General features: G+C 67.7%; 19 protein-coding genes and 1 tRNA gene. 16 read left to right on the top strand and 4 right to left on the bottom strand.

The genetic code is table 11. The features are described 5' to 3' along the window. Window positions 1-97 precede the first annotated feature (97 nt). The 7 genes from ABD858_RS07890 to ABD858_RS07860 all read left to right on the top strand — a co-directional run bounded on the left by ABD858_RS07890 (window position 98) and on the right by ABD858_RS07860 (window position 11,034). Window positions 98-961: an arylamine N-acetyltransferase family protein gene (locus tag ABD858_RS07890; protein WP_345035460.1), complete on the top strand. Its 864-nt coding sequence runs from the start codon at window positions 98-100 to the stop codon at window positions 959-961. 505 nt (window positions 962-1,466) lie between these two features. Next, the gene (pepN, locus tag ABD858_RS07885; RefSeq protein ID WP_345035459.1) at window positions 1,467-3,962 is read left to right on the top strand and encodes an aminopeptidase N; all 2,496 of its coding nucleotides are present in this window, start codon (window positions 1,467-1,469) and stop codon (window positions 3,960-3,962) included. A 605-nt stretch (window positions 3,963-4,567) separates the two neighbouring features. Further along, the gene (locus ABD858_RS36755; protein ID WP_425586167.1) at window positions 4,568-4,972 is read left to right on the top strand and encodes a hypothetical protein; all 405 of its coding nucleotides are present in this window, start codon (window positions 4,568-4,570) and stop codon (window positions 4,970-4,972) included. A gap of 174 nt (window positions 4,973-5,146) precedes the next feature. Further along, window positions 5,147-7,366 carry a hypothetical protein gene (locus tag ABD858_RS07875; RefSeq protein WP_345035457.1) on the top strand — a complete coding sequence of 740 codons (2,220 nt, stop codon included), beginning with the start codon at window positions 5,147-5,149 and terminating at the stop codon, window positions 7,364-7,366. 150 nt (window positions 7,367-7,516) lie between these two features. Next, window positions 7,517-7,690, top strand: coding sequence for a hypothetical protein (locus tag ABD858_RS07870; protein ID WP_345035456.1), 174 nt, complete (start codon window positions 7,517-7,519; stop codon window positions 7,688-7,690). A 161-nt stretch (window positions 7,691-7,851) separates the two neighbouring features. Next, entirely contained in the window at window positions 7,852-9,228 is a 1,377-nt protein-coding gene (locus ABD858_RS07865; protein WP_345035455.1) for a pyridoxal phosphate-dependent decarboxylase family protein, read from the top strand. 402 nt (window positions 9,229-9,630) lie between these two features. Next, the gene (locus tag ABD858_RS07860; RefSeq protein WP_345035453.1) at window positions 9,631-11,034 is read left to right on the top strand and encodes a lysine N(6)-hydroxylase/L-ornithine N(5)-oxygenase family protein; all 1,404 of its coding nucleotides are present in this window, start codon (window positions 9,631-9,633) and stop codon (window positions 11,032-11,034) included. Here the strand turns inward: ABD858_RS07860 and ABD858_RS07855 are convergent, their stop codons facing one another. Next, window positions 11,035-12,828 (bottom strand): bifunctional metallophosphatase/5'-nucleotidase, encoded by a 1,794-nt coding sequence (locus ABD858_RS07855; RefSeq protein ID WP_345035452.1) that lies wholly within the window; start codon window positions 12,826-12,828, stop codon window positions 11,035-11,037. A 101-nt stretch (window positions 12,829-12,929) separates the two neighbouring features. Between ABD858_RS07855 and ABD858_RS07850 the strand changes: the two genes are divergently transcribed. The 3 genes from ABD858_RS07850 to ABD858_RS07840 all read left to right on the top strand — a co-directional run bounded on the left by ABD858_RS07850 (window position 12,930) and on the right by ABD858_RS07840 (window position 16,219). Further along, entirely contained in the window at window positions 12,930-13,637 is a 708-nt protein-coding gene (locus tag ABD858_RS07850; protein WP_345035451.1) for an SIMPL domain-containing protein, read from the top strand. Window positions 13,638-13,759: 122 nt separating this feature from the next. Continuing rightward, window positions 13,760-15,196, top strand: coding sequence for a pyruvate kinase (gene pyk, locus ABD858_RS07845; RefSeq protein WP_345035450.1), 1,437 nt, complete (start codon window positions 13,760-13,762; stop codon window positions 15,194-15,196). Window positions 15,197-15,268: 72 nt separating this feature from the next. Next, complete coding sequence (locus ABD858_RS07840; RefSeq protein WP_345035448.1) at window positions 15,269-16,219, top strand: DUF4331 family protein; 951 nt, start codon at window positions 15,269-15,271, stop codon at window positions 16,217-16,219. A gap of 4 nt (window positions 16,220-16,223) precedes the next feature. Here the strand turns inward: ABD858_RS07840 and ABD858_RS07835 are convergent, their stop codons facing one another. Both ABD858_RS07835 and ABD858_RS07830 read right to left on the bottom strand, forming a co-directional pair. Continuing rightward, window positions 16,224-17,015, bottom strand: coding sequence for a helix-turn-helix domain-containing protein (locus tag ABD858_RS07835; RefSeq protein ID WP_345035447.1), 792 nt, complete (start codon window positions 17,013-17,015; stop codon window positions 16,224-16,226). Between the two features lie 82 nt (window positions 17,016-17,097). Then, window positions 17,098-17,184: transfer RNA gene (locus ABD858_RS07830), tRNA-Leu, on the bottom strand. Window positions 17,185-17,277: 93 nt separating this feature from the next. On the opposite strand from ABD858_RS07830, the gene ABD858_RS07825 reads away from it, so the two are divergent. Beyond that, window positions 17,278-17,934, top strand: coding sequence for an ANTAR domain-containing response regulator (locus ABD858_RS07825; protein WP_345035446.1), 657 nt, complete (start codon window positions 17,278-17,280; stop codon window positions 17,932-17,934). A 61-nt stretch (window positions 17,935-17,995) separates the two neighbouring features. Here the strand turns inward: ABD858_RS07825 and ABD858_RS07820 are convergent, their stop codons facing one another. Beyond that, window positions 17,996-18,532, bottom strand: coding sequence for a hypothetical protein (locus tag ABD858_RS07820; RefSeq protein WP_345035445.1), 537 nt, complete (start codon window positions 18,530-18,532; stop codon window positions 17,996-17,998). A 265-nt stretch (window positions 18,533-18,797) separates the two neighbouring features. Between ABD858_RS07820 and ABD858_RS07815 the strand changes: the two genes are divergently transcribed. From ABD858_RS07815 to ABD858_RS07795, 5 genes are all read left to right on the top strand, one after another. Further along, entirely contained in the window at window positions 18,798-19,961 is a 1,164-nt protein-coding gene (locus ABD858_RS07815) for a branched-chain amino acid ABC transporter substrate-binding protein (protein ID WP_345035444.1), read from the top strand. A 177-nt stretch (window positions 19,962-20,138) separates the two neighbouring features. Further along, a complete protein-coding gene (locus ABD858_RS07810; protein WP_345035443.1) occupies window positions 20,139-21,062 on the top strand; it encodes a branched-chain amino acid ABC transporter permease in 924 nt (307 codons plus the stop codon). Next, complete coding sequence (locus ABD858_RS07805; RefSeq protein WP_345035441.1) at window positions 21,059-22,429, top strand: branched-chain amino acid ABC transporter permease; 1,371 nt, start codon at window positions 21,059-21,061, stop codon at window positions 22,427-22,429. The genes ABD858_RS07810 and ABD858_RS07805 overlap by 4 nt, the downstream gene beginning before the upstream one ends. Then, window positions 22,429-23,337: an ABC transporter ATP-binding protein gene (locus ABD858_RS07800; RefSeq protein WP_345035440.1), complete on the top strand. Its 909-nt coding sequence runs from the start codon at window positions 22,429-22,431 to the stop codon at window positions 23,335-23,337. Before ABD858_RS07805 ends, ABD858_RS07800 begins: the two co-directional genes overlap by 1 nt. After that, on the top strand, window positions 23,334-24,101 hold the full coding sequence (locus ABD858_RS07795; protein ID WP_425586166.1) for an ABC transporter ATP-binding protein: 768 nt from the start codon (window positions 23,334-23,336) through the stop codon (window positions 24,099-24,101). Before ABD858_RS07800 ends, ABD858_RS07795 begins: the two co-directional genes overlap by 4 nt. The last annotated feature ends 51 nt before the right edge of the window (window positions 24,102-24,152 follow it).

Genomic DNA, 24,152 nt, shown 5'->3' with positions numbered 1-24,152 from the left:
ACCTCATCAGCGCCGAAGCCGACGCATGACCGCCGCGCAGGCCGTCGAACGCGGCCCGGGTGACGGCCGCCGACATGGCCAACCTAGGCTGACGCTCATGACGCACAACGCATTAACAGCGGACTACCTGCAGCGCCTGGGCATCACCCACCCCGAGACGCCCTCCGCCGAAGCGCTGTTCGCGCTTCAGCGGGCGCATCTAGAGCGCGTGCCGTACGACAACATCGGCATCCAGCTCGGCCGGCCGCCCGGCATCGACCCGGAACTCTCCGCGCGCCGCTTCGCCGACGGCCGGGGCTGCTACTGCTTCCACCTCAACGGAGGCTTCACCGCACTCCTCGAAGCACTCGGCTACGACGTCACCCTCCATGTCGGCGGCGTCCACGAGGATCCCGCGGGCCGCGGCGCCAACGGCAACCATCTCGCGCTGACCGTACGCGTCGACGACCAGGCCTGGTTCGTCGACGCCGGACTCGGCGACGGGCCCCATGAGCCGCTGCCGCTGCGCGAAGGGACCTACACCCAGGGATCCTTCACCTACCGGATGGAACCCTCCACCACCGAACCCGGCGGCTGGACCTTCCACAACACCCCCGGCAGCCCCTTCCCGGTCATGGAATTCCGGGGAACACCCGCCACCATGGCCGACTTCGCCGACGAACACCTGCGGCTGTCCACCGCGCCCGACTCCCCGTTCGTGACCACCTTCGCCATGCTGCGCCGCGACGCCAAGGGCGTGGACCTGCTGCGCGGCCGTGTCCTCATACGGATCGACGCCGCAGGCACCGCCTCCCGTGAACTGGCCACCGCCGACGAATGGTTCGACGTCATCGCCGGCCACTTCGGCCGCAACCTCGACGACCTCGAGCCCGCCGACCGCACCGCCCTGTGGGACCGGGTCACCCGCGCCCACGAGGAGTGGCTCGCCTCACAGGAGAACGAAGCGGCCCAGGAGAACTGACGCGGAAGGGCCCAGCCGCTCCTGCCGTGCCCGTGAACGGCAGCGCTCTCCCCCATACGCCCAGCCCGATCACGGCTCTGCGCGCCGACAGCGCGCACCCCACCCGTCGCCCACCGTTCCTTTGGACTGAGCGGCGGTGGGTCCGATCAGCCGCACGCCCCGAACGGTCCCGGGCGTACTGGTCCCCGGTGTGCTCATCCCCGGGGAGGCGACACGCATCCCGTGCGTGGTCCTGTCCCAGGAGGCCGGTTCCCTGCTCGACCCGGCCACGTGGGCGCGGCCAGAGGCGACGGGGAGGCCCCGGGCCATCTCTCCGGTGGCAGGGGGCCCCGCAGCCGACACCGCACCCGGCATCCCAGATCGCACGGCCACGCTACCCTCGCCCCCGCACGGCATCGCAAGCCAGAAGGCCGACCCTCACACGATCGAGCCAAATCGCTCGTACTGGCGCTCTCCAACCGGCAGTTGTCGACCCCCCTGTGCCGCCTCCACCCCATGGGGCAGCATGGAGCCCATGTCCGTACTGATGCGCGACGAAGCGCAGACTCGTGCCCAGCTCCTCGACGTCCACCGCTACACGATCGACCTCGATCTGACCACAGGTGACGACACCTTCGAATCCCGTACCGTCATCCGCTTCACCGCCCGTACGGCCGCGGACACCTTCGTCGAGCTCAAGCCCGCCGTACTGCGCTCCGTCACCCTCGACGGACAGCCCCTCGACCCCGAGACCCTGAACGAGAACCGGCTCCCCCTCACCGGCCTCACCGCCGGCGAGCACGAGCTGCGCGTCGAAGCCGCCATGCGCTACTCGCGCACCGGCGAGGGCATGCACCGGTTCACCGACCCCACCGACGGCGAGACCTACGTCTACACCCAGCTGTTCCTCGACGACGTCCAGCGCGTCTTCGCCGCCTTCGACCAGCCCGACCTCAAGTCCGTCTTCGAGCTGACCGTCACCGCCCCCGAGAACTGGACCGTCCTCGGCAACGGCATCGCCGAGCACACCGGCGACGGCCGCTGGAAGATCGCCCCCACCCCGCTGATCTCCACCTACCTCGTCGCCGTCGCCGCCGGCCCCTGGCACTCCGTACGCGCCGAACACCGCGGCCTGCCCTTCGGCATCCACTGCCGTCGCTCCCTCGCCCCGTACCTCGACGCCGACGCCGAGGAAATCCTCGAGATCACCCGGCAGTGCTTCGACCGCTACCACGAGAAGTTCGACGAGCCCTACCCGTTCGACTCCTACGACCAGGCGTTCGTCCCCGAATTCAACGCCGGCGCCATGGAGAACCCCGGCCTGGTCACCTTCCGCGACGAATTCGTCTACCGCTCCGCCGTCACCGACACCGAACGCCAGACCCGCGCCATGGTCATCGCCCACGAGATGGCCCACATGTGGTTCGGCGACCTCGTGACACTGCAGTGGTGGGACGACATCTGGCTCAACGAGTCCTTCGCCGAGTACATGGGCTTCCAGATCCTCACCGAAGCCACCCGCTTCACCGACACCTGGACCGACTTCGGCATCGCCCGCAAGGCCTGGGGCTACGACGCCGACCAGCGGCCCTCCACCCACCCCGTCGCCCCCGACCCCGAGGCCGTCCCCGACACCGCCTCCGCCCTGCTCAACTTCGACGGCATCTCCTACGCCAAGGGCGCCTCCGCACTGCGCCAGCTCGTCGCCTGGCTCGGCGACAAGGACTTCCTCGCCGGCATCAACACCCACTTCGCCCGCCACAAGTTCGGCAATGCCACCCTCGCCGACTTCATCGACTCCCTCGCCGCGTCCACCGACCGCGACGTCAACGCCTGGGCCGACGCCTGGCTGCGCACCACCGGAGTCGACACGCTCACGGCTGCCGCCGCCTCCGGTACGGGGGAGTGGACCCTCACCGTCGAGCACACGGGCAGCCGCCCCCACCGCATCGCCGTCGGCGTCTACGACCGTGACGGCGCCGACGCCGGCACCCTGATCCTGCGCGAACGCTACGAAACCGACGTCCCCGGAACTCCCGAACCCCGCCCCGGCATCCGCCCGGCCCTCGTCGTCCCCAACGACCGGGACCTCACCTACGCCAAGATCCGCCTCGACGAGGAATCCGAGGAGACCGCCCTGCGAAGCCTCTCCGGAGTTCCCGACGCCCTCACCCGCGCGGTCATCTGGAACAGCCTGCGCGACATGGTCCGGGACGGCGAACTCGAACCCGCTGCATATCTGGAGACCGCTCACGCACACCTTCCCGAGGAAACCGACCTCGCGATCATCCAGGGCGTGCTCGGCTTCGCCCGCACGCAGATCGCCGACCGTTATGCACCGGCGGCACAGCGCCCCGCCGCTCTGGCTCTGATCACGTCGATCAGCCGCGCGCTGATCCGGCGCACGGAAGACGGCGAAGACCCCGGTCTGCGCCTGGCCGCCGTACGCACCTTCATCGACAGCGCCACCCAGCCCGACACCATCGCCACCTGGCTCACCGACGGCGGCGTCCCCGGCGGCCCCGAACTCGACCCCGAACTGCGCTGGCGCATCCTGACCCGCCTCGCCGTCCTCGGCGCCACCGGCGAAACCGCCATCGCCGCCGAACTCGACCTCGACCCCAGCGCCACCGGCCAGGAAGGTGCAGCCCGCTGCCGCGCCGCCCTGCCCGACCCCGAGGCCAAGAAGGCCGCCTGGGAGCGCATGTTCACCTCCGACGACCTGTCCAACTACCTGTTCTCCGCCACCGCACAGGGCTTCTGGCACCCCGAACAGGCCGACCTGGTAAGCGAATACGTCGAGCGCTACTACCCCGCGGCCGTCGACCTCGCCGCCCGCCGGGGCCCCGCCATCGCCGACGCCGCCGGCCGCTACGCCTTCCCCGTCCACGCCGTCGACACCGAAACCCTCACCCTCGGCGAAGCCTGCCTCCGCGACGCCGACCCCACCCCGGCCCTGCGCCGCAAACTCGTCGACCAGCTCGACGACCTCCGCCGCGCCCTGAAGGTCCGCGGAGCCTGACCGCCAGGGGGCGCGCCTCGAGCGGGGCGCGCCCCCTGGGTCACGCGAACAACCCCTATATTTTTAAAAGTTGATGGTGCGACAGATACGCCCGCTACGCTGAACGTGTTACGAGCCATTCGGTGAAACGTGACGCGGTGCCCGGCAACAGGCTGGGCGCTCCGGCGAGGAGCCTTGAGCTGACGTTTCCGCCAGATCTCTGCGGCGGAAGCGGTCGAGTGAGAGTCCGTCGAGCAGTTCTCCGAAGTGACGCAGCGCGTATCGCATGGATCCGTACCCAGGGTCAAGCGGTGCAGCCGCATGACGTCTGAGTCCTGGTCGGATGCAAGCGAAGGGATGGCATCGCCATCAACGCGCACTTTCCGGTCGATCGTGTCATTCACATCGACGACTCCGGTATCCCGAACACGGGCCTTGCTGTGTACGCCGCTGTCAGCACGCCGGTGAGCCAGGCCGCGGCATTCGAGCGTGACTGGACCGCGCTCCGCACCATGTGGCACGCCGAACACGGTGTCCCTGTCGACTACGAGCTCCATGCCACGCTCTTCATTCTCGGAAGGGGACGCCCGGGCGGGCATAACCCTGCGCGCATCGATCGAGCCCGCATGGCTCAGAGCGCCCTCGACCTGATCGGGAGCCACCCTGGGGTGAGCGTTACCTCGGTGCACACCACCGTGCTCGGCGACTGGCGGGCAGCGAAGACGACTGCTTACACGGGCCTTCTGCGGCAGCCCGACTGGCAGCTCGCCGCCGAGAACGAACACGCCACGCTCGTTGTGGACGGTGATGGAACCGAAGCCCTCTATGGGCAGGCCCATACGCTCGTCCAGCCCGCCCGTATCGCTCAGCCTGCCCAGCAGCTGCCGGCCCACGATTCTTTGTGGCTCCAGGCTGCGGACCTCGTCGCCTATAGCGCCTGCCAGAGCGTCGCTCAGCAGGAGAGCCGTCGATTCATGTGGCAGTGGTACGGCCGTCACCTGCCGAAGGCGGAGCCTCCTCGGCAGTGCTGAACCGGAGCACAACGACGAAACCCCGGCTCAAGAGCCGGGGTCCGTGAAAGCAGACCTGGCACACACAACCGCGTGGCCCGGACCGCGGGTCCATTGTAACGCCCCATACCACAGGAGGCCAGTCGTAAGCAGCACGGTCTGGTGCCACCAACGCTTGGCAAACGAAGGAGAGCGATGAGTATCCCAACAGGATTCCAAGAGCCCATCGGCCATTCGTACGAGAACCAGCAAGAGGGCGCGGACGGTGGCCAGGGGCCCCAGACCATCACCTTCTTCTACGGCGAGGAAGAGTTCACCGTCTCCGGCTTCGAGCGCACCCTCCCCGAACTCTCCTCGGTCACCGACCGAGCCGCCTTGGTCAAGGCAGGACTGGGCTCCGCAAGCACAACCTTGGACGTGGAGTCCTGGCACGCCGTCGCACGTGGCATCGTCGCCCCGGACGCCGCCGCCGCGCTGCTACGCTCCCAGAAGGGCCAGGTATCGGCCCTCATCGAAGAGCATGTAGAGGGCGCCACCCTGCGGTCGCTCCACACCCGCGCCTGGCTCACCGAACTGTTCCCCGGTCTCCAGCCACGCACCGGTCAGGAAGCCCTGCCCGTCGAGGACCCCGAAGTGCACGGCGATGTCGGGGAGCACGGCGAGCCACTCGCCTGCGTGGTCTACCGATACCGCGACCTCACCCACCTGCGAGACCATCTGCGGCAGACCATCACTGCCACCCGCCGGGCCAACCCCGAGCCGTACGACCAGTCGATCCTCGCCCGCCGTATCACCCGCGCGCTCATTGCCCACCCCTGCCGACTGGAGTTCGAGGACGATACGGAACCCGTCGACGTGCTGGTCGTACGCGACGGCATCACTCGGCTGACCAGCGCATGGGCTTTGCTCACCGACGAGGAGAAGCCCGACCCGGAACGCATTGCGGAGACCGCCACCCGCGTTCTGCTCGCGGAGAAGCCACAGCGCCGAGGCAGCCAGGAGAAGCCGCTCAGTCAGCGGATGGCGCTGGGCAGACAGGAGGAACTGGCCGAGCTCCGTGCCGAGTTCTACAAGGGCCTGGGCGAAGGCCAGCCCGCGGACCGTTCGGTACGGCTGGGCCAGACGCTTGTCGTTCCCGCCCAGATCACCGTCGGGCTGCGCCGTCACGGAACGGCGGGCCTGCCGGCCCGCGAGGTCTTCGACGACGCCGTGCGGTCCATCTTGGCCTCCGTCCACGTGGAGTTCCGAGCCTGGGAACCCGCAGCGCAAAACGTCGAGGTCGGCTCCCGGGCGCTGCGCCGCGTACACCTCGGTGGCCGGGGAGGCCCGAACGTTCTCGACGGGGTGGTCGGCCTGGCACTCGGACACCGGCCGCCGGCAGACCTGCCGCAGATCTTCCGTGACAGCCGCATTCCCGGGACACCACTGTGGCGGGCCGTCTATCTCATACACATCCTGACCAGGACGGAGATTTTCGAACAGGTCAAGCGGCATGCGAAAGACATCAAGGGCACCCGCCGTATGACGGATGCCGGGTACGCGGAACTGCTCGGGCCGATAATCGACCTGCCGTGGCGGGGTGCCAAGTGGGATTCGCTCAAGCAGGCCCGCAACGCCTGGGCCAACGGAGGTGCCCTCACCAAGGCTGTCAAAGGCGACTGGTCTCCCATGCCGTGCACGGACTTCACCGAACTCGTACCGCTCGCCCTCACCGGAAACAACGACGCACGACAAACCATCGCCGTGGCAGGCGGCACGGCGCTGCTCGCTGACAAGCTGATCACGCGCAATGTGGGTTCCGCCGTCGGGCGGACGGTACCCTTCCGGGCCAACGTCGATCAGGTCGTTGCTGGTCTCGCTGAACGGGCCGAGGGTCTTTGGCAGTTGGCGTTCGCCGCCAATGCATTCGACCCGACTCGCGAGTGCACCAGTGCCTTCACCTCGGCACAGATGCTTGGACGCGACCCGTCCCGGATGTACACCGTTCCTGAAGTCGACCTGGATCAGCCGGACAGGGTGCGCAGAGACCGTGGAGGCGTCGCTGTCCAACCGCTCCGACAGTGGCGTGTGGTAGCCATCTCCGACCCCGTCAGGGCACGCGAGGCCGAACAGGAGGCCAGGGGCGCCGCCGAGGAACACAAGGAACTACCTCTGAGCGAGCGGTTCGCGGCCGAGCGCAGGGCACTGGCCAATGCCGTGGAGGAAGCCCGTCGAAAACTGCGGCAGCTACTGGACCTGGCCCAGACCCCGGAGGCCTCGGCCACCACACTTCATCCGTTCGGATCCCATGAGGAGTGGCTCGCACTGGACACCAGCGTCCGGGACCTGGAAAGCACGATCTACAACCGGCGTCCTCCCACGCCGTCCCTTGAAGACGACTACGACGAGAACGAGGACGAGGCGTACGTCCCATAAAGAAAAGTCATTCGTGGCTCCAGAGACCGACGGCCGGCACCCCCGGAGCCACGGCTCCACCGTAATACGGTGCGCCCAACTTCCCTTCGCCGTGCGGCAGTACCACTTTTGGGCCGACACCGTTGTGCTCATCGGGCATGCCGCCGGGTCGTGCGTACAGGCCGATGTGTCCACCAGATACCAGCCCGAAGGAAACCCAGCCTGCACACCCCGCCCCTCGGCGAAGCCTGCCTCCGCGACGCCGACCCCACCCCGGCCCTGCGCCGCAAACTCGTCGACCAGCTCGACGACCTCCGCCGCGCCCTGAAGGTCCGCGGAGCCTGACCGCCCCGGCCTGCCGCACACCAGTGCGGCGGGCCCCGGCTTTTCCCCTTTGCGAGGCATTACCACTTTCGGGTAGAGATCGTTGGCCTCCCGGGCGTGTCGCTGGGACTGTGCAACAGGCTGGTGCGTCCCCGCCGACGAGCACCCGAAGGACACCCAGCATGCACACCCCGCCCCTCGCCGGAGGCACCGCCGGACCCGCGGCGCTGAGGACACTGCTGGACACCGTCCTCGACGCACTCCACGACGGAGCCACCGCCCGCGGCGGGCCGCTTCCCGCGGGCGGACCGCCGGCCGTCGCCGCCCGCGTACGGGCCGCCACCGGCACCGTGTTCCCCGACAAGGGAACCGGCGACGAAGAGGCACTGCGCACCGTCGTACGCCTCTTCGCCGAAGGCGCCGCCGACCCCGCCGACCCGCTCTGCGCCGCCCATCTGCACTGCCCGCCGCTCGCCGTCGCCACCGCCGCCGACCTCGCCGCGTCCGCGCTCAACCCCTCCCTCGACTCCTGGGACCAGGCCCCGGCCGCATCGGCCCTGGAAGCCCTGGTCACCGGCGCCCTCGCGGCCCTGGTCCACCCCGGAACGGACTCCGCGGACGCCCTGGTCACCACCGGCGGCACCGAGGCCAACCAGCTCGCCCTGCTCCTCGCCCGCGAACGGCACGGCGGCGCACTGACGGTCCTGTGCGGTGAGAACGCACACCACTCCATCCGCCGCGCCGCCTGGCTCCTCGGCCTTCCCGAACCCGTCACCGTGCCCGCCCCGGCCGGCACCGTCGACCTCGCCGCCCTCGACAACGCCCTCACCGACCTGCCCGGACCCCGGCTCGTCACCGCCACCGCCGGCACCACCGACGCCGGACTCATCGATCCCCTGGCCGACATCGCCGCCCTCTGCCGCACCCACGGCGCCGAACTGCACATCGACGCCGCCTACGGCGGAGGACTCCTCTTCAGCGATACCCACCGCAGCAAGCTCCTGGGTCTCGATCGCGCCCACTCCGTCACCCTCGACCTGCACAAACTCGGCTGGCAGCCGATCGCGGCAGGCCTCCTCGCCGTACCCGACGCCACCCTGCTCGGCCCCCTCGCCCACCGCGCCGACTACCTCAACCCCGACGACGACACCGAAGCCGGCCTCCCCGACCTGCTCGGCCGCTCACTGCGTACGACCCGGCGCCCCGACATCCTCAAAGTCGCCGTCACCCTCCGCGCCCTCGGCCGCACCGGACTCGCCGCCCTCGTCGACAGCGTCTGCGCGGCCGCCCAACGGCTCGCGGACCTCGTCGAGGCACACCCCGGGCTCGAACTCCACGGACGGCCCGTCATCTCCACCGTCCTGTTCCGCCCCACCGGAGCCACCGACGACACCGTCGCCGCCCTCCGCCGCACCCTCCTCACCAGCGGCCACGCCGTCCTCGGCCGCGCCCACGCCGACGGACGGCTCTGGCTCAAGGCCACCCTCCTCAACCCCCACGCCACCACCGGCGACCTGCAGGAAATCGTCGAACTCCTGGAAGGCAGCAGCATCCGGTAACGGGATCCCCGGCCTGAGGTCCGGGACGCGGCACCTATACCCGCACCCGCACCGACGCATACGGCTTCCCCCGCCTGCGCCTGCCCCGGCAGAAGCGGTTCTTCGGCTACCGGACCGGAGAGCTCGCCCGAGCCGTGGTCCCCACCGGAAAGAAAACCGGGACCCATACCGGACGCATCGCCGTACGCGCCACCGGCAAGTTCAACATCCGCACCGCGCACGGCCTCATCCAAGGCATCCACCACCGACACCTCCGCCTCCTCCAACGAGCAGACGGATACGCCTATACCACCCGCCCCGAAGGACAGCACTCCGAAGCGACACTGCGGCGCTCCGCGCCGCATAGCGGAGGATGCCTTTCCTCCCCCGGCTGAAGCCGGGGTATCCGCGCAAGGAGACCCGATGACCGTCCCCACCACCCCCCGTGAACCCGAACAGCCCCACGACCTGGTCGGCATCGGCATCGGCCCGTTCAACCTCTCCCTCGCAGCCCTCGCCCACGGCGTCGAAGGAGGCCTCACCACCGCCTTCTACGAACAGCGGCACGCCTTCCACTGGCACCCGGGACTCCTCATCGACGGAGCCACCCTCCAAGTCCCCTTCCTCGCCGACCTGGTGACCCTCGCCGACCCCACCAGCCCCTGGTCCTTCCTCGCCTACCTCAAGACACGCGAACGCCTCTTCCCCTTCTACTTCGCCGAGCGCTTCCACATCCACCGCGCCGAATACGACGCCTACTGCCGCTGGGTCAGCGAAAACCTCCCCGGCCTCCACTTCGGCCACCAGGTCGACGCCGTCCGCTGGAACCCCGAACGCGGCCTCTTCGAAATCGACTTCACCCAGCTCGGCCCACAGGGCGAAGCCGAAGCCCTCGGCCGCACCCACACCCGCAACCTCGTCCTCGGCGTCGGCACCGAACCCCACGTACCCGAACCCCTGCGGTCCCTCGCCGACGCCCCCACCGTCCCCGTCATCCACTCCGCCGACTACCTCGACCACCGCGAGCGCCTCCTCGCCGCCGAGCACATCACCGTCGTCGGATCAGGACAGTCCGGCGCGGAGATCTTCCTCGACCTGCTGCGCCACCGTCCCGCCGGCGCCGAACGCCTCCACTGGCTGGCCCGCACCGCGGCCTTCGCCCCCATGGAGTACTCCAAGCTCGGCCTGGAACACTTCACCCCCGACTACACCCGCTACTTCCACGCCCTGCCCGAACCGGTACGCGACCAGCTCGTCCCACGCCAGTGGCAGCTCCACAAAGGCATCGACACCGACACCATCGCCGCCATCCACGACGAGCTCTACCGCCGCACCCTGCACGGCGGCTGGCCCGACGCCGTCCTCAGCCCCGGCGTGGCCGTACACACCGCCGGCCGCCTCGCCACCACCAAGATCGAACTTCATCTGGAGGACGCCCAGCAGGGCACCCGCTCCCGGCTCACCACCGACGCCGTCGTCCTCGCCACGGGCTACCGGGAACGGCCCGTCGACCGGCTGCTGGCCGGCCTCGCCCCGTACCTGCGCCGCGACTCCTCCGAACGGCCCCGCATCGACACCCAGTACCGGCTCGTCCTCGACCCGTCCGTGACCGGCGCCGTCTACGTCCAGAACGGCGAACGCCACACCCACGGCGTCGGCGCCCCCGACCTCGGCCTCGCCGCCTGGCGCAGCGCCACCATCCTCAACACCCTCACCGGCAAGGACCCCTACCCCCTGCCGGCCCGCACCGCCTTCACCACCTTCGGCCTCGAACCGGCGGCCCAGGCCCGCCCCACGGGCCTGGTACCGCTCGGCGACCGGAGATGATCAGAACACCGGCGTGCCCTCACGGGTCAGCCGCCAGCCCACCGACGCGAACTGCGCCGGATCCACCGTGCCCCTGGCCTTCACCCAGTTGATGATCGTGTTGCGGATCTCGTCCGAGTCCGACCACAGCTGCTGGGCCCGGGGCACATGCGGGAAGTTCCCGCCGCCACTGGCCCGGTAGTTGTTCACAGCGAGGACGAACTGTGCCGCGGGGTCGATCGGCCGTCCCTCGAACGCCAGATTCACGATCCGCGAGCCGACCGGCTGCGCGATGTCGATGTCGTACGTCAGGCCGTACACCGCGTCGTAGTTGTAGTCGGGCGTGTTGTCGGCATTCGTCAGATTCGCGGTGTCGACGGGAGCGCCGGGCGCGGTCCGGACGTAGTACTTCGCCGAGTACTCCAGATAGTCCTTCAGCTGCGCGCCGGTCAGCAGCCGCGCCTCGAGGGTGTTCTCGAACGGATACAGACCCGCCGCGTCCTTCAGAGTGATCTGCCCCGCCGGGATCCTCGCCGTACGGGAGAAACAGGACGCCTGCGACAGCACCGGAAGCGCCGCGTACGCCCCGCCCGCCAGCGCCGCCTTCACCGTCTCCGCCTGCACGACACTGATCAGATCGATGATCGGCTCGTCCTTCCACGGCGCCTCGGCCGTGGACATGGCGACGGTGGAGGCGCCGATCACCTGATTGACGTACTCCACGACCTTGGCGTGCTCATCGGCGAGCAGCTTCGTGATCTCCGGGTCCTCGTCCGCGGCGTTGGAATTGACTACCTTCGCGCCCACCTTCTCCACCGTCCAGCGGCCCGCCGACCAGACAAGATCGAAGTCGAAGAGCGTCAGCCGCTGCCCCCACTTCAGCGGCTCCGACAGCACGACCTGCTTGCCGGTCTCCTTGTTCGTGACGAAGTACTCCGGGATCTCGCTGTGCGCGTGCCCGACCAGGATCGCGTCGATACCCGGCACCTGCTCGGCGACCAGACCGGCAGCGTTCTCGACGTACGGAAGCTGGTCACCGTACGACGAGGTCCCACTGGAACCGGAGTGCGCCGAGACGATCACCACATCCGCCCCCATCGAACGCAGCTTCGGCACCCACTTGGCCGCCTGCTCCTCCAGACCCGGGAAGGTCATCCTCCCCTGGACGTTCGCCTTGTCCCAGATCGCTATCCCCGGGTTCGTCAGCCCCAGGATCGCCACACGCACGTCACGGCCGTACGGCGTACGGAGCTTCCGGAACACATACGGACGGAACGCCGGCTTCAGCGTCCTCGCGTCCAGGGCGTTCGCACCGAGCAGCGGGAAGTCGCACTGCTCCTCGAACTTCCGCAGCAGAGGGATGCCGTAGTTGAACTCGTGGTTGCCGAGGGCCGCGGCGTCGTACCCGATGGCGTTCATGGCCTGCGCCATCGGATGCACCGGGCCCTGCTCGGCGGTGATCGGGTCGACCTTGGCGTAGTAGTACGACAACTGAGTGCCCTGAATGGTGTCGCCCGCGTCGATGAGAAGGGTGTTGCCGCGGCCCTTCTCCGCACGGATCTGCTCCACCAGGGTGGAGATCTTGGCGAGGCCGACGTCGTTGTGGGCCTTGTCGTCGAACTCCCGGTCCGTGAAGTAGTCCCAGTTGAAGACATTGCCGTGCAGATCGGTGGTGCCCATGACGGTGAAGGAGTACCGCTTCCGCGAATTCCCGGGGCTGTGCGCCTCGGCCGGTGCGGTGGCGGACCCCGCGATCGCCACCCCGGCGCCGGCAGCGGCCGACGTGCCCAGGAACGTCCTTCGGTTCAGCGGCATTTCATCTCCTCGTCGAGCGGAACAACGCGCGTAGATTCTGACCCAGGCCTCACGACGCGCAACACCCCCGTCCGGTGGATTCGATCTGACAAAGTGGATACGTGACCGAAGAACCCACGCCCGCACCGGCACCCCCCTACGGCACCCCCGACACCCCGCGCGTCGCCGTCCGCGGCGAAGCACATATCGAGGTCGACCCCGAGATCGCCCGCATCGGCATCACCGTCAGCGCCCGCGGCACCGACCGGCGCACCGCACTCGACGACCTCACCCGGCGCAACACCACCGCCCTCGACCTCATCAAGTCCTACGGCGACGCCGTCGAAAAACTCGAGACCGGCGCCTTCTCCATCAGCCCCGAACTCACCCGGCACGGCCGCGCCGAACGCGTCCGCGCCTACCACGGCCGCGTCCACATCACCGCCGAACTCTCCGACTTCACCGCCCTGGGCGAACTCACCACCCGCCTGGCCGACCTCGAACTCACCCGCGTCGACGGCCCCTGGTGGTCCCTGCGCCCCGACTCACCCGCACACGGCGACGCCCGCCGCCAGGCAGTGAAAGAAGCCGTCCAGCGCGCCCGCGAATACGCCGAAGCCCTCGGCGCCCGCCTCTCCGCCCTGGTCGAGCTGGCCGACCTGGGCGCGGAGCAGGCCACCCCCTACCCGGCCGCCCCCGGCATGCGCATGGCCGCCTACGCCGCCCCCGGTTCCGCCGAAGGCGCCCCCGCCCTCGACCTCGAACCCCAGCGCCAGACCGTCCACGCCCAGGTCAACGCCCGCTTCACCATGACACCCCCGCAGCTGTAGATGTGCTCATAGGAGCGACCCCCCGCACAATTCAACACTTGTCAATTGGCTTTCACTCAAAGGTTGTTGAGTAGTCACGCGCAGCCAATTCTCTACCGGCGGGTAAGCCATACGCTCGAAACATGCGCCGAGCAAAGATCGTCTGCACACTGGGCCCCGCCACCGACACATACGAGCAGATCAAGGCACTGATCGAAGCCGGAATGAACGTGGCCCGCTTCAACCTCAGCCACGGCACCCACACCGACCACGAACAGCGCTACCAGCACGTACGCAGGGCATCCGACGAAACCGGCCGCAGCGTCGGCATCCTCGCCGACCTTCAAGGCCCGAAGATCCGACTCGGCCGCTTCCACGAAGGCCCCGTACTCCTTGAACGCGGCGACACCTTCACCATCAGCGTCGAAGAAGGCATCCAAGGCGACCGCCACATCTGCGGCACCACCTACCCCGGCCTCGCCGCCGACGTCAGCCCCGGCGAACGCATCCTCGTCGACGACGGCCGCGTCGCCCTCGAAGTCACCACCGTCGACGGACCCCGCGTCCACACCACCGTCCTCGAAGGCGGCATGGTCTCCGACCACAAAGGCCTCAACCTCCCCGGCGTCGCCGTCTCCGTCCCCGCACTCTCCGAAAAGGACGTCGAAGACCTCCGCTGGGCCCTGCACACCGGATTCGACATCATCGCCCTCTCCTTCGTACGCAGCGGACGCGACGCCCTCGACGCCCGCCGCATCATGGAAGAAGAAGGCCGCCGCCTCCCCGTCATCGCCAAAATCGAAAAACCCCAGGCCGTCGACAACATCGACGAGATCGTCGCCGCCTTCGACGGCATCATGGTCGCCCGCGGCGACCTCGGCGTGGAAATGCCCCTCGAACAGGTGCCCATCGTCCAGAAACGCGCCATCAAACTCGCCAAGCGCAACGCCAAACCCGTCATCGTCGCCACCCAGATGCTCGACTCGATGATCGACAACTCCCGCCCCACCCGAGCCGAAGCCTCCGACGTCGCCAACGCCGTCATCGACGGCACCGACGCCGTCATGCTCTCCGGCGAGACCAGCGTCGGAAAACACCCCGTCGAAACCGTCAAGACGATGAGCCGCATCGTCACCGCAGCCGAACAGGACATACTGGCCAAGGGCCTCCCACCCCTGACCGAACGCAACAAACCCCGCACCCAGGGCGGAGCCGTCGCCCGAGCCGCCGCCGAAATCGGCGACTTCCTCGGCGCCACATACCTCGTCGCCTTCACCCAGAGCGGCGACACCGCCAAACGCCTCTCCCGCTACCGCTCACCCATCCCGCTGCTCGCCTTCACCCCCGAACCCGCCACCCGCTCCCAGCTCAACCTCACCTGGGGCGTGGAAACCCTCCTCGGACCCACCGTCGACTCCACCGACGAAATGGTCGCCCAGGTCGACGAACACCTCCTCAAGCTCGGCCGCTGCCGGAAGGGCGACATCGTCGTCATCACCGCCGGCTCTCCGCCCGGCGTCCCCGGCTCCACCAACCTCGTACGCGTCCACCACATCGGCGAGGACGACACCCCCAAATAACCCCCGCTCCCGGCTCACCCGCATGGCCCCACCAGCCGCGCCGCACCACGGCGCCCCCTCGAAGCTGGGGCCATGTCACACCACCTCAGCGGACCCGGCCTGCGGTCTCCGATGAACGACGCCCGGCTCGACCTCACGGACCTGTTCGCCTTCACCGTCCCCGGCGACCGCACCGTCCTCATCATGAACGTCAACCCCGACGCCCCCACCGGCGGTGAGACGTTCCACCCCGACGCCGTCTACCGCATCAACATCGACACCGACGGCGACCACCAGGCGGATGTGGCCTACAGCTTCACCTTCACGCCCCCCGCGGAAGGCACCCAGACCTGCACCGTCCACCGCGCCACCGGCGAACAGGCCCGCGCCCACGAAGCCGCCGGCCAGATCATCGTCGTCGACGCCCCCGTCAGCTTCGGCAAGCACCCCACCGTCATCGAATCCGGTGACTACATGCTCTCCGTCGGTCTCCGCAGCGACCCCTTCTTCGCCGACCTCGACGGCATCATCAACAAGTTCCAGTGGACCGGCACCGACTGGGGCGCCGACAAGAACGTCTTCGGCATCGTCCTCGAAATGCCCAACGCGGCACTCGGCGACAACCCCGTCATCGGCATCTGGGCCCGCGTCAGCATCCACCACAACGGCACCCTCAAAAGCGTCGACCGCGGCGCCCACCCCAGCCTCACGGCCTACTTCAACGCGGACGAAGCCAAGGACGCGTACAACGCGGGCGAACCGGCCGACGACTGGGACACATACAAGGACACCTGGACCGCCGCGCTCCAGCACTTCGGCGCATACGAACCGGCCGAGGCGGAGAAGGTGCTCCGCACGGTGCTGCCGGACATCCTCAGGTTCGACCGCAGCAGGCCGGCGGCCTACCCGAACGGCCGCACCCTCACGGACGACGTCACCTCGGCACGCCTGTCGATGCTCACGAACGGCAAGGTCCGCACGGACCGCATCGGTTCCCACAAGGACCTGCTCCCCGAGTTCCCGTACCTGGGCACGCCGCACTGAGGGGTCAGTACTTCGGTCCGATGTGGGCGTCCATGAGTGCGACGGACGCCCTGCGGGCGATGGAGACGTTGAACGGGTCGCTGCCGCGGGCAAGGACTGTCCACTCGACGCCAACCTTGGTCAGGGTGTCGGTGAGGAGCTTCCGGATGTCATCCGACTTGTTGCTGAAGAAGTACCGCGGGTACTCGTAGCGTTTCTTCTCGCCGGCGACGACACGGGTAGTCCAGTTGGTGATCCGGCACCCGTCGGAGTGGATCAGCCCGCGGATGAATCCCCAGGGGTGCGCATCGACGATCTTCTGTTGCCAGGGTTCAAGCGCGATCTTGCGCTCGTGCTTCTTGCCGGGGCCGTGCTGGGGGAAGAGGCACGCCAGATGCTTGAAGTAGACCTTGATGTTGTGGGCCCCTTTGAGGCGGACGCGGCAGGTGGCGTTGTGCGGGAACACGGCCCGGAGGGCTGCCTCTGCCTCGTCCTGGACGCCGGGCCACGCGTCGTCGAGCGTGATCATGAGGCTGGGCACTTTGTGTTTGGCGTAGTGACTGATGTGCCCGTCGCCAAGATAGAGGCCGAGCAGGTAGGAGTACGCGGCTTTGTCCAGGGGGCGGCCGTCGCACAAGGGGCAGAGCAGCGAGGGGCGCACACCGACCGTCTCGCCGCGCTTGGCTCGGTCCGTGTGCTTCCAGTAGCCGATCGTGCCCAGCGGGACATTCAGGCGTCGCGCGACATCGGCATTCTTCGTTCCGCCGCGCAGGAGCGTGAGCGCCTTCTGTCGCACTTCAGTGCCATGGAAGTTCACTCGACTACTGTGAGTGGTTGCCGGTCGCTATGTGCAGCAAAAAGCGGATGTTCACGAGAACGTGAACATCCGCTTAGCGTGATGGTGCCGGGTATGGGATTCGAACCCACACGTCCTTGCGGACAGAGGTGTTTGAGACCTCCGCGTCAGCCAGTTGCGCCAACCCGGCCGGATTGCTCGTCGGAAGTGTACCGGGTGACCGGAGCTTGCCGCTGCTGGGTAGGCTCATGTAGCAGTACTTGCCCAGGAACGAGGAGCTTCAGTGACCACCCCCGAGTCGCCCCAGCCCGTCGCCGATGACGACAAGTCGCACGTTCCGCCGCTGACGACCCGCGTCGTCATCGCCGAGGACGAGGCCCTCATCCGTCTCGACCTGAAAGAGATGCTCGAGGAAGAGGGCTACACGGTCGTCGGCGAGGCCGGGGACGGCGAGCGGGCTGTGGAGCTCGCCCGGGAGCAGCGGCCGGACCTGGTGATCCTGGACGTGAAGATGCCGAAGCTCGACGGTATCTCCGCCGCGGAGCGGATCGCGCAGGAGTCGATCGCGCCGGTGCTGATGCTGACCGCTTTCTCGCAGCGGGAGCTGGTGGAGCGGGCCCGGGACGCCGGGGCGATGGCGTATCTGGTGAAGCCGTTCAGCAAGAGCGATGTCGTTCCGGCCATCGAGATGGCCGTTTCGCGCTTCGCGGAGCTGAAGGCGCTGGAGAAGGAGGTCGCGGACCTCGCCCAGCGGCTGGAGACGCGGAAGCTGGTGGACCGGGCGAAGAGCATTCTGCAGACGGAGTACGGGCTGACGGAGCCGGCCGCCTTCCGGTGGATCCAGAAGACGTCGATGGACCGCCGTCTGTCGATGCAGCAGGTGGCAGAGGCGGTCATCGAGGACTCGGAGGAGAAGAAGGCCGCGAAGGGTCAGCAGTAGCGGCGTGCGCCGCACGGGGCGCATGGCGCGCCGGTGTGGTCTTTCGCGCGCGGAACGCGCGCTACGCGGAGCCCTCGGTCCAGTCCCGCTCGGGGAGCGGGATGGTGACCGGGGGCTCTTTGTCGTTGGCGCGGACGCGTAGGCCGGTGGGCCGGCTGCCACGAGGGGTGTCGAACCAGAGGTCGTAGGTGATCTGGCCGTGTGCGGCGACCTCGGTGGTGATCGGCTGGCGTTTGACCTGAGTGGCGATGCGGTCGATGGAGAGTGCTTTCCCGTTGTCGAGGGTGAGTTGCTGGAGATTGTTGTCAACTTGCCCGAAAACGGAGTCCTTTGAGGTGATGGTGATGCGGACGCGGCAGAGGCGGCCTTTGGCTCGGTGTTCGCCGTGGGTTCCGATGATGGTGGTGATGCCGCAGCGGAGGCCGATGGTGTCGAAGATGAGGTTTCCGCTTTGTGTGGCGGAAGTGTCTGGATTGAGTTCGAGTGGCCGGAGTTGGGAGGGAGGGGAGGTTTCCGGCCAGAGGAGAACTGCTGCTGTGGTGGTGGCCGCGACTCCGATCGCAAGGCCGGTAATGCCACTGAGCAGGACTGTTCTCATGGGAACGACCTCCTGACGGGGCCCGGACAAGTTGTCCGGGTCTTGGGGTTTCACGGTGGACATGTCCGCTCGCCGGTAAGGAGTGTTCTCTTTTCGGCGCATGACTCAGGTCACAGGGCGATCACACATCGTGCCATTGCCTACCGGCGAGCCGATCGCCCGACTAGATTCCCGGCACACCGCGTGGATGGGCGGTGTGTCCTTTGAGGGGTCTCCCAACTTCCCTCATTCTCAAGATCGTTCGGGCGGCTCCAGGGGGTCCGTAGTGCTGAACAAAAACATCGTCAAGCTGGCCATTCCGCTGGCAGTGGGTGCGCTGGCGTTGACCGGATGCAGCGGTGACTCCGGTTCCGGTGGCGACGGTGCGTACAAGATCGCTTTCCAGGGTCCGCTCTCGGGTGACAACGTCGCCCTGGGCGAGAACATGCAGAACGGCATTGAGCTCGCCATCGAGCAGGCCAACGCCAAGGGCGACCTGGACTTCAAGCTGGAGTACGTGGCGGCTGACGACCAGGGTCTGCCGGACAAGGCAACTGCCGCTGCTCAGAAGGTCATTGACGACGAGAGCGTCGTCGCGGTCGTCGGCCCCGCCTTCTCGGGCCCGACCAACACCTCTTCGCCGCTGTACGCGGAGGCCGGCCTGGTGACAGTGTCGCCGTCGGCGACCAACCCGAACCTGACGGACCCGAAGAACGGGTTCAAGAGCTTCCTGCGCGGTGTCCCGAACGACAGCATGCAGGGCGCGGGCATGGCGACGTACTACGCCAAGAAGCTGCAGGCCAAGAAGGTCTACCTGATCGACGACAAGACCGACTACGGCGTGGGCCTGGCGAGTGTCGCCGAGAAGGGCCTGAAGGACGCCGGTATCGAGGTCGTCCGCAAGGCCGTGCCGCAGAAGACGCCGGACTACAGCGCGACCGCGAAGGACGTCGTCAACTCCAAGGCCGACGCGCTGATTTACGCCGGCTACTACCAGGACCTGGCACCGTTCGCGAAGAAGCTCAAGGACGCGGGCTACAAGGGTGCGGGCATCTCGGGTGACGGCTCGAACGACGCGAAGTTCGTGGAGCTGGCCGGCGACGCCTCGGAGAACTGGTTCCTGACCTGCCCGTGCACCGACGCCACGGTCGAGGCGGGCACGAAGAAGTTCGCCGAGGACTACCAGAAGAAGTTCAACCGGGCCCCGGGCACGTACTCCGCCGAGGCGTACGACATCACCAACATGATCATTGAGCAGGTCAAGGGTCTGAAGGGTGATGTGCAGCGTGAGGCGCTGCGCGACGCGCTGGCGAAGGCCTCGTACAAGGGTCTGACGAAGACGTTCTCCTTCGACGAGAACGGTGAGTTCAAGGGCACGGACGTGTACCTGTACCAGGTCAAGTCCGGCAAGATCGAGTACCAGGGCAACATCAACGAGCTGGTCGGCTGAGGCCGAGGCTTGATCGGCTGATGCCGTGCGACAGGGGGCCGGAGGACGGTAGTTCTCTCGGCCCCCGTCTGCGCAGAAGGCTCCGAAGCCGTATCTGACCCGCAGTTCCGCCCGCGGTCCGCCCCTCGTCGCCATGAACGCAGCGGTCCGCCCAGCTCCCACAAGGAAGTCAGCTCCATGTCCCTTCAGGAATTCTGGGACTATCTCGTCCTAGGGGTGATGCTCGGCTCGCTGTACGCCGTCATCGCCATCGGCTACACGCTGGTGTACGGCGTGCTTCAGCTGATCAACTTCGCGCACAGCGAGGTGTTCATGCTGGGCGCCTACGGCAGCCTCATCGTTCTTCAGCTCGTCGATCCGGGTGACAATCCGTCGGCTCTGGCCTCGATCGGTTTTGTCGCTCTGGCGATGGCGGGGTCGGCCCTGTTCGGCGGTATGACCGCGTACGGCCTGGAAAAGGTCGCGTACCGGCCACTGCGCAGGCGCGGTGCGCCACGACTGATCTTCTTGATCACCGCGATCGGTGCGTCGTTCTTCCTCTACAACCTGGCGGGCAAGCTGTTCGGCCGTGACCCGCTGCCGTTGCCGGAGATGTACGACAACCACGAGGTGTTCTCGGTCTTCGGCGCGGGCGTGAACATCACTCAGCTGCTGCAGTTCGCGACGGCCGTGGTGATGATGATCGCTCTCGACCTGGTGGTGAACCGCACCAAGCTCGGCAAGGGCATCCGGGCGGTCGCGCAGGACGCCGAGGTGGCCGGTCTGATGGGGGTGGACATCGACAAGGTGATCTCCCGCACCTTCGTCATCGGTGGTGTGCTGGGCGGCGTGGCGGGCTTCCTCTTCGCCAACCTGAACCAGGTCTCGTACACGATGGGCTTCATCCCCGGTATCACCGCGTTCGCGGCGGCCGTGGTCGGCGGTATCGGCAACATCCGTGGCGCGATGGCCGGCGGCATTCTGATCGGCATCGTGGAGACGATGACGGTGCCGCTGCTCGGTGACGAGTGGCGGAGCGTGTCGGCCATGGTGGTGCTGATCCTGGTGCTGATGTTCCGTCCGACGGGCATCCTCGGTCAGCGAGTGGGGAGGGCGGCATGAGCGCTGTGGACACCTCGAGGAATCTGACTCCTTCCGTGGCGGCCAAGCTTCGCCGCAAGGCCTGGTACCAGGAGGAGCGTTTCACCCGGCTGTGGGCGATGATCGCGCTGGGTGTGCTGCTGGCCCTGGTGACGGGTGAGCAGGGCAATACGCGTGACGTCTTCTTCTCGATCAAGGGCACGTTCACGGGTGGCAACCTGTGGATCTGTCTGGCCGTCACGGTGGGCGTCTGGGTGCTGCGTGAGTTCGCCGCGGAGCCGATCAAGGGCGTGGTGGCGAAGGCGAAGTCGGGTGCAGGCGGCCCTGTGGGTGCCGTGCGGGCGCGGGTGCAGGCGGACAAGCGGCTGAAGTGGGGGCTGTTGGGTCTGATCCTGGTGCTGGCGCTGGTCATTCCGTCGGGCCTGGCGCGGACGTGGCAGACGGTTCTGGTCGACCAGATCGCGATCTTCGCGCTGCTGGCGATCGGTCTGAATGTGGTGATCGGCTGGGCGGGTCTGCTGGACCTGGGCTTCTTCGCCTTCTTCGCCGTGGGTGCGTATTCGACGGCGTACTGGACAGGTCGGCTGCCGGTCGAGCCTCCGGTGGTACTGAACAACTTCTGGGTGATCCCGATCGCGGTCGTGACCTGTCTGATCGCGGGTCTGCTGCTGGGTGCTCCGACGCTGCGGCTGCGGGGTGACTATCTGGCGATCGTGACCCTGGGCTTCCACGAGATCATCTATCTGGTCGCGAAGAACGCGGACGGGATCACCGGTGGTCCTCAGGGCGCCCGGCTGATCCCGGACTTCTCGATCGACTTCGCGGGCATCGAGTACGAGTGGTCGATCAAGCCGCTGCCGTACTGGTATCTGCTGGTGTTCTTCATCGTCCTGGTGATCGTGCTGTTCTCGCGTCTCGAGCACTCGCGGGTGGGCCGTGCGTGGACGGCGATCCGTGAGGACGAGATCGCGGCCGCGGCGAACGGTGTGGACACCGTGCGGTTCAAGCTGATGGCGTTCGCCATCGGTGCGTCGACCTCGGGTGTCGCGGGTGTGATCTTCACCAGTAAGTACGGGTACATCAATCCCGAGGTGTTCCCGCTGCTGCAGTCGATCCTGATCCTGGCCTATGTGATCTTCGGCGGTATGGGTTCGATTCCGGGTGTGCTGGCGGGTGCGGCGATCCTGGTGTGGCTGCCGGAGGCGCTGAAGGACTACGTGGATCCGTCCGACCGGTACATGTACCTGGGCGCGCTGCTTGTGATCATGATGATTTACCGGCCGCAGGGCATCTGGCCGTCCCGTCGTCGTCAGCGTGAGCTGAAGATGGCCGAGGAGGGTGTCGGGGACGCCGACGCGATGACCGAGCCGGCGGGAGGCAAGATCTGATGACCACCGATGTGACGAGCGACCCGGCCGAGGCCGTGGGGCCTGCGTCGGGTGACGCGGAGCTGGTGCTGGAGACCTCGGGTGTGACGCTGAGGTTCGGCGGTCTGACCAGCCTGGACAACGTGGACCTGAAGATGCGCCGGGGGGAGATCCTCGCGGTGATCGGTCCGAACGGTGCGGGCAAGACGTCGCTGTTCAACTCCCTCACGGGTGTGTACACCCCGCAGGAGGGGAAGATCGTCTTCCGTCCGAAGGACGGCGGCGAGAAGAACCTGCTGGGCAGCAAGCCGCACCTGGTGAACCGGCTGGGGCTGGCGCGTACGTTCCAGAACATCCGGCTGTTCTCGGCGCTGACGGCGCTGGAGAACGTGAAGATCGCGGCGGAGACCCGGCTGAAGGCCGGCCCGGTCTCGATCATGCTGGGGCTGCCGAAGGCCCGCAAGGCGGAGAAGCTGAGCGATGAGCGGGCGCATAGGCTGCTGAAGTTCGTCGGTCTCGAGGACAAGCTCAACGAGATCGCCGGGTCGCTGAGTTACGGCGACCAGCGCAGCCTGGAGATCGCGCGGGCGCTGGCCACGGATCCGCAGGTGCTGCTGCTGGACGAGCCGGCGGCGGGTACGAACCCGACGGAGAAGCTGGAGCTGGAGCAGCTGATCCGCCGTATCAACGACGAGTTGGGCGTGAGTGTGCTGCTGATCGAGCACGACATGCGTCTGGTGATGTCGGTGGCGGACCGGGTGATGGTCCTCAACTTCGGCAAGAAGATCGCCGAGGGGACGCCGAGTGAGGTGCAGCAGCATCCGGCGGTGATCGAGGCGTATCTGGGTTCGTCGGCGGAGGATGCCGAGGCGGTCCAGCACATCATCGCCGAGCAGCGTTCGGCGTCGGACGAGGAGAGCAGCGAGTGAGCACGACGACGGAGCTGCAGAAGGAGCCGGGCGACGTCGGCGGTTCGGGCGGTGCGCTGCTCGAGCTGGTGGGTCTGCGGGTGTTCTACGGTGCGATCGAGGCGATCAAGGGCATCGATCTGACGGTGAACCAGGGCGAGATCGTGGCCCTGCTCGGTGGTAACGGCGCGGGCAAGACGACGACGCTGCGCACGATTTCGGGCATGCTGCAGCCTCGCCATGGTGAGGTGCGGCTGCGCGGGGAGCGTATCGACGGCATCAGGTCGCACGAGCTGGTGCAGTTCGGGATCGGGCATGTGCCTGAGGGCCGACGGGTGTTCGCGACGATGACGGTGCGCGAGAACCTGGAGATGGGTGCGTACCGTTTCTCGTCGGTGGACTCGGCCGACATGGACCGGTGTTTCACGTTGTTCCCGCGGCTCGCGGAGCGGCGCAACCAGCTGGCGGGCACCCTGTCGGGTGGTGAGCAGCAGATGCTGGCGATCGGCCGTGCGCTGATGGGCAAGCCGGAGCTGCTGCTGCTGGACGAGCCGTCGATGGGTCTGGCGCCGCTGATCGTGCAGCAGATCTTCGAGATCATTCAGGAGATCAATCAGCAGGGCACGACGGTGCTGCTGGTGGAGCAGAACGCGACGCAGGCGCTGGGTCTGGCGAACCGCGGCTATGTGCTGGAGACGGGTTCGGTGGCGATGTCGGGTGATGCGGCCGAGCTGCTGAGCGACGACCGGATCCGGGCGGCGTACCTCGGTGAGGGTGCGGCCTGACGGCCGGTGTGAGCATGCGCGGCGGCGCCGGGCGGGTTTTCCGTCCGGCGC

Source organism: Streptomyces sannanensis (assembly GCF_039536205.1).
GTDB lineage: Bacteria > Actinomycetota > Actinomycetes > Streptomycetales > Streptomycetaceae > Streptomyces > Streptomyces sannanensis.
This window is presented reverse-complemented; position numbering and strand designations above follow the sequence as displayed.